The organism is Micromonospora sp. M51 (assembly GCF_018070305.1).
GTDB classification, from domain to species: domain Bacteria; phylum Actinomycetota; class Actinomycetes; order Mycobacteriales; family Micromonosporaceae; genus Micromonospora; species Micromonospora parva.
Window position 1 is genome coordinate 1 of sequence record NZ_JAGPXZ010000471.1, and the last position, 4,918, is coordinate 4,918.

General features: G+C 73.5%; 5 protein-coding genes. 2 read left to right on the forward strand and 3 right to left on the reverse strand.

Features of this window, described 5'->3' with window-relative positions; all coding sequences use genetic code 11:
• Positions 1 to 1,253, forward strand: a 1,253-nt coding sequence (locus KBX53_RS22280) for a DM9 repeat-containing protein (RefSeq protein ID WP_210861438.1), incomplete at its 5' end; no start/stop codon positions are given.
• Between the two features lie 106 nt (positions 1,254 to 1,359).
• A complete protein-coding gene (locus tag KBX53_RS22285; RefSeq protein WP_210861440.1) occupies positions 1,360 to 2,418 on the forward strand; it encodes a GNAT family N-acetyltransferase in 1,059 nt (352 codons plus the stop codon).
• On the opposite strand, the gene KBX53_RS22290 is transcribed toward KBX53_RS22285, so the two are convergent.
• The 3 genes from KBX53_RS22290 to KBX53_RS22300 all read right to left on the reverse strand — a co-directional run.
• Positions 2,415 to 2,819, reverse strand: a complete 405-nt coding sequence (locus KBX53_RS22290) for a VOC family protein (RefSeq protein WP_247676042.1) — start codon at positions 2,817 to 2,819, stop codon at positions 2,415 to 2,417. The two genes, KBX53_RS22285 and KBX53_RS22290, sit on opposite strands and share 4 nt — an antisense overlap.
• A 77-nt stretch (positions 2,820 to 2,896) precedes the next feature.
• On the reverse strand, positions 2,897 to 4,462 hold the full coding sequence (locus KBX53_RS22295; protein ID WP_030336144.1) for an aldehyde dehydrogenase family protein: 1,566 nt from the start codon (positions 4,460 to 4,462) through the stop codon (positions 2,897 to 2,899).
• Positions 4,463 to 4,801: 339 nt separating this feature from the next.
• The coding region (locus KBX53_RS22300; RefSeq protein ID WP_210861443.1) for an LPXTG cell wall anchor domain-containing protein at positions 4,802 to 4,918 on the reverse strand (117 nt) is incomplete at its 5' end.

Consider the following 4,918-nt stretch of genomic DNA (forward strand, 5'->3'; position numbering starts at 1 on the left):
AGGTCCGCCCGGCCTTCGGCGCCGCCAAGACCACCTGGGCCGGCGCGGAGGTCCGCGTCGACGAGTACGAGGTGCTGATGGACCACGGCGTCTGGGGCATCGCGTCCGGTGGGGCGGTGCCCGCGGACGCGCTGCCGGCGGGCCACGAGGCTGACGGCGAACCGCTCTACGTCGCCCGCGCGGCGGTCGGGCCGGGCGCCCTGCACATCGGCAAGGTGCGGTCGGCCTTCGGCGCCGCCAACCTCGGATACGGCAACGCCGAGCGGACCGCCCGGTCCTACGAGGTGCTGCTGCGGCCGCCGGCTGCCGCGCCGGCGAGCGGGCGGCGGCCCGGGATCCAGATGGACCCCACCTACGCCGACTTCGGCACCGAGCCGCCCCGCGTCGGGAACGTCAGGATCACCGGCGTCGACCGTTCCTCGGCCGCCGGCGACCACCTGGCCATCGGGGCCGGCGGGTCGGTCGAGCTGGAGTTCGACGTGCCCGACCCGGCCGTCGTCGGCGAGGCCTGTGTCGCCGTCCGGGCGCTCGCGTCGATGCTCTCCCGGGCGCCCGGGTACGCCCCGCTCACCGTCCGCCTCAACGGCAGGCCGCTGGCCAACCGGCTGCGGATCCCCAACGGCGGTGGGCTCCCGCAACGGCTGGTCTTCGCGGTGCCGGCCGAGGAGTTGACGGCCGGCCGGAACACGCTGCGCATCGAGAGCGGTGTCGACGCCCGCAGCATGCTGTGGCTGTACCGGGTGACGATCGACCCGATGCACGCACACGACCAGGCGGGACTGGCCCTCGAACGGCGGGCGATCGCCGAGCCGGTGCTGCGGTACGCCAGCGACGCCGGCGACATCACCATCTTCATCGACCGCGGCGAGCAGGCCGTTCTCGAGCAGGTGGCCTGGGCCGACGAGTCCGGCGCCGAGTACGCGATCACGTTCGAGAAGCAGCAGGCCGCCTTCTACGGCTGGCGGCGGCAGCCGGGCGGAGAGCCGACGGAGTTCCGTGGCCGGCTGACCCAGCGCGACACCGTCGCCAAGGAGGCTCGGCGCTTCTCCACCCAGGAGGGCTGGGCCGGTGGGTGGCACCGCTCGGGTGACCTGCTCCTCTCGGTGGCCGCGGTCGGCCGCCCGGTCACCAGGCTGGCCTGGCGGGACCTGCGCGGTAACAACGGCACTGTCGCCTTCGGCGACGGTGGGTTCCTGGGTACCTACCAGCGGGTCGGGGAGGGCCCCATCGGCTACCGCGGCCGCACCGCGTAGCGGAACACCCGGGCGGGGACATCGGCCTGAGCGCTACCCGTCACCGCCGGGCAATCGGGAGGCAACAGCGGGAGACGAGGGTGGTACCCGGTGAAGGGAGCCAACCATGACGTTGTGGCGGATCCGAGCGACGGTGGACGACCGGCCGGGTTACCTGTCGGTGCTCACGGCCAGCCTCGCGCTGCGCGGGGTCAACATCCACACCGTGCAGGTGCAGCCCACCGAGCAGGGCGCGGTGGACGACTTCCTGGTCGACGCACCGGACACGCTCGACGAGGCCGACCTGGTCGCGGCCGTCGAGCGTGGTCGCGGGCGGGACTGCTGGGTGGCGCGCAGCGAGGCGCGTGGCCTGGTCGACCAGCCCACCCGGATGCTCGGTCTCGCCAACAGGCTGGTGCGGGACCCGGATTCGACAGGTGAGGCCCTGCGGACGCTGCTCGGCGCCGACTCGGTGAGCTGGCGACCGGCGTCGACCGGCGTCGAGCGGGGCATCGCCGGCACCGGCATGTCGTTGGCCGATCCGGCGGGCGGCGCGTTCACGCTGGGCCGGGCGGCGCCCGCGTTCACCCCGGCGGAGTACGCGCGGGCGCAGGCCCTTGTCGAGCTGGCCGCCACGGTGGCGCGGCGGGCCGCCGAACAGGTCACCCTGGTGCTGCCCGACGGCGCCGAGGTGTCCGTCCGGCCGGCGTGCGCGGAAGACCTGTCGGGCGTTCTGGAGTTGCACGAGGGTTGTTCCCCGCGAAGCCGGCAGCGGCGTTACCTGGGCGGAGCGTCGCTGCCCCACCCGGCCCGGCTGCGCCGGGTGCTGGAGCCGGAGCGGGGGTTGACCCTGCTGGCCACGACGGTGGCCGCCGACGGCGCGGCGGAGTCGGTGGTCGCCATGGCGAACCTGCTCGGCGAGGGCGACGAGGCCGAGGTGGCGCTGCTGGTGCGCGACGACTGGCAGCGGCGGGACCTCGGCACGGCGTTGCTGCGCCGGCTGGTGCGGCACGCCGACGCGGCCGGCTACGCGGCGCTCGTGCTGCACGTGCAGGCCGAGAACGCACCGATGCTGCGTACCCTGCGCCGGCTGGACCGGCCCGCCGCCACCGAACGCGACGGCACAGTGCTCAGCTGCACCGTGCCGCTCGCCGCCCCGGCCGCAGTGACCGTACCGGGCGGCTAGCGGGGGCGCTCGGGCGGTTCGCGCCGACCCGACACGCAGAACCGGTTGCCCTCCGGGTCGGCGAGCACCACGTACGGGGGCTCGGTCGGGAGTGGATCGGTCGGGTAGTGCCGCCAGTCGACACGCTGGGCGCCGAGGGCCAGCAACCTGTCGACCTCCTCGTCGAGGGTGCGCTCACCGGCGTCCAGGTCGAGGTGGACGCGGGGGAACTCCTCGGCCGGGCTCTCGCTGAGGTCCATCGCGATGGCAGCGCCGGGCATTCCGGGCGGCGGCTCCAGCACGATCCACTCGTCGCCGGGATGGCGGGGCGGGCGTCGACGGTAGCCGAGGGCGGCGGCCCAGAATGCCCCCGCCCGGTCCGCGTCGGACACTCCCAGCGAGAGCTGCGCGATCATGGCCATCACTGGACGGTACGCCAACGGCACGTCGCGGCGAGAGCCCCCTGCCTGTCGACGGAGGCCCTCGCCGCGCACCTCGATCAGGTGGCGGGGTAGCTGCTGTAGTCGGGGAAGTTGCCGTAGAGCCGGCTGTCGCCGCCGACGGTGACGGCCTGCACCAGCAGGTCGCCGCCGACGAACGCGCCCTTCCAGGAGGCGCCCCGGCCGCCGAACGGTTCGTCCCGGTCGCCGCGTGAGCGTGGCTTGTTGATGCCCACCTTGAACGCCTGGAGGTCCACGGCGAGCTTGCCGGCCTCGTCGGTGTCGTCACAGGCCAGCGAGGCGACGAGCGCGCCGTTGGAGGCGTTCATGGCGGCCAGCAGCTCGTCGGTGGTGTCCACCACGACGATGGTGTCGACCGGCCCGAACGGTTCGGCGTGCATCAGCCGGGACCGGCCGGGCGGGGCGAGCAGCACCGACGGCGCCACGTACGCGGACGTGTCCTGCCCGGGGAGGAACGGCGCGCCGGTGAGCTTGCCCCGGTGCAGGGGAATCGCGCCGCCCCGCATCGCCTCGTCGACCTTGCGGTGCAGCTCCTCGGCCTTGGCGGCGCTGATCAGCGGACCGAAGTCCAGTTCGGGCAGCGGGTCACCGGCGGCCCAGTCGTCGCCGACGGCGAGCGGGTGACCGAAGCGGACCGAGCGGACGACCGGCAGGTACATGTCGAGGAACTCGTCGACCAGGTCGCGTTGCACCACGAACCGGGGGTACGCGGTGCAGCGCTGCTTGCCGTACTCGAAGCCCTTCTTCAGGTGGGTGGCGAGCAGGTCCCACTGGGAGAAGTTCCAGATGCCCCAGGCGTTGAGGCCCTCCTGCTCGATGAAGTGCCGCTTGTCGCTGTCGAGCAGCGCGGCGGCCACCTTGCCGCCGTTGGACCGGCCGCCGACGAACGCCACCGCACCGATCTCGGGTGCCCGGACCAGCACCTCGGACAGCTCGGCGCCGCTGCCGGAGACGAGAGTGGCGGGCAGCCCGGCGCGGCGCATCAGCGCGTGCGCGACGGTCAGGCAGACCGCGCCGCCCTGGGACGGGGTCTTGGCGATGACCGCGTTGCCGGCCAGGAGCTGCACCAGCTCGGCGTGCACCAGGACGCTCATCGGGTAGTTCCACGAGGCGATGTTGCTGACCGGGCCGGGTAGCGGCTCGCGGCCGTCGGCGAGCATCCGGTCGATCTCGCCCGCGTACCAGCGGACGCCGTCGAGCGCCCGGTCCACGTCGGCGCAGGCCAACCGCCACGGCTTGCCGATCTCCCAGACCAGCAGCAGGGCGAGCAGGTCGCGGTGGGCGGTGAGCGAGTCGAGGGCGTCGGCGACCCGGGCCTTGCGGTCGGCCAGCGGGGTCTGCGCCCAGGCCCGGTGCGCGGTGGCCGCGTGTGCGACGGCGGCGCGGGCGGTGTCGGCGTCGAGGCGGGGCAGGTTGACCAGGACGGTGTTGTCCACCGGGGTACGGACCGCGGCGGGCTGGCCGACTGCCCGCCATTCGCCTTCGACCAGGTTGTGCAGTGTGGTGACGCCGTCGACCTGGGGACCGAACGCCTCCGGGGTGGCGGCCACCGCGCGGGCCAGGATGTCGGTCCAGGCGGTGCCGTCGGCGAGTCGTAGTGCCATCGCGTTCTCCTCAGGGTTGACCGGGGAGCGGCGGCGTCGACGGCACCGCTGATGGTCGGTACTGTCCCGCGCGCGGTAGTCGGTCAGCAACCGTACGTTTGTCTGGCTGGGCGCCGGCCGGCCGAAGTCGTCCGGTGTTCGACTCGCGACGAAGGGCCGTGACCAGCGGGTGCGGCGGACACTCCATCGAAATACATGAATGTTGTGACGTTGTTGGCTTGGTTACCCGTCAGTACGAAAGGCGGGCCGGGGGACCTCCGATGTGGAGGAGCGAGGCATGCGAAACGCCCACGACCGGCCCCGGAGCGATGTCCGGAACCGGTCGTGGGTGTTCGTCGGTCAGCTGGTGAAGGTGATCCGGTCGCGTCGGCGACGCATCATCAGCAGGGCGCCGCCACCGATCAGGGCGACACCGCCGAGGGCGATGCTGGTGACGGCCACGCCGGTGAGCGGGAG